This is a genomic window from Pseudonocardia sp. NPDC049154 (genome assembly GCF_040648315.1).
Taxonomy (GTDB): Bacteria; Actinomycetota; Actinomycetes; order Mycobacteriales; family Pseudonocardiaceae; genus Pseudonocardia.
Genome location: NZ_JBEZDN010000169.1, coordinates 1 through 894, shown reverse-complemented (window position 1 = coordinate 894; position 894 = coordinate 1). Strand labels below are relative to the sequence as shown.

The window sequence follows — 894 nt, the reverse complement described above, 5'->3', positions numbered from 1 at the left end:
GCGCCCCGCGCGCCCGCGGGGCCGCCCCCCCGCGCGGCCCGCTCGCGCCCCGGGTCGGTATCCGTAGCCCCCCCCCCACCCCCCCCCCCCACGGCAGTCAGCCGTCCAGGTCGCGGGCCACGGCCCGCACCACCTCGGCCGCGAGCTTGCACGTCTTGCGGTCGGGGTAGCGGCCGCGGCGCAGGTCCGGCTGCACCCGCGAGTCCAGCAGCTTGATCATGTCCTCGATGAGGCCGTGCAGCTCCTCGGCCGGGCGGCGCTTGGCCTCGACCACCGAGTGCTGCGACTCGACCACCCGCACGGACAGCGCCTGCGGGCCGCGCCGACCCTCCGCCATGCCGAACTCGACCCGCTGCCCGGCCTTGAGCGCGTCGACGCCCGCAGGCAGCGAGGCCTTCCGGACGTAGACGTCCTCGCCCCCGTCCTGGGAGAGGAAACCGAAGCCCTTCTCGGCGTCGTACCACTTGACCCTGCCGGTCGGCACCCTGCTCACCCGTTCCTCGTTCGGTACCGCACAATCCCGCCGTACGCCCCGCGCACGACGAACGCGCCCCGGGTTCCCTGGTCCGCCGCACACGGGTGGTGGGCTCGCCGAGCGACACCGGGACGCGCTACGTCACAGCCTAGTCGCGCGGACCGTGCCGCGCACCGTCGTTCGCCGCCCCACCCCGTGAGTGGCGATAGTCGCTCTGGCGGCTATCGCCACTCACGACGACATCAGGCGTTGCGCACGGACGCCGCCTCGCCGAGGTCGAGGATGCCGACGGACTTCTCCCGCATCTCGACCTTGCGGACCTTGCCGGTCACGGTCATCGGGAACTCGTCCACGACCAGCACATACCGCGGGATCTTGTAGTGCGCCAGCTTGCCCGTCGCGAACTCGCGCACCGACTC

Annotated in this window: 1 protein-coding gene and 1 pseudogene; both read right to left on the bottom strand. The window is 73.2% G+C overall.

All coding sequences use genetic code 11. The features are described from left to right. Positions 1-97 precede the first annotated feature (97 nt). Complete coding sequence (locus AB0B41_RS39795; RefSeq protein WP_233308718.1) at positions 98-484, bottom strand: cold-shock protein; 387 nt, start codon at positions 482-484, stop codon at positions 98-100. 233 nt (positions 485-717) lie between these two features. Further along, positions 718-894 (bottom strand): annotated as a pseudogene (locus tag AB0B41_RS39790) (AMP-binding protein); the annotation flags it as partial.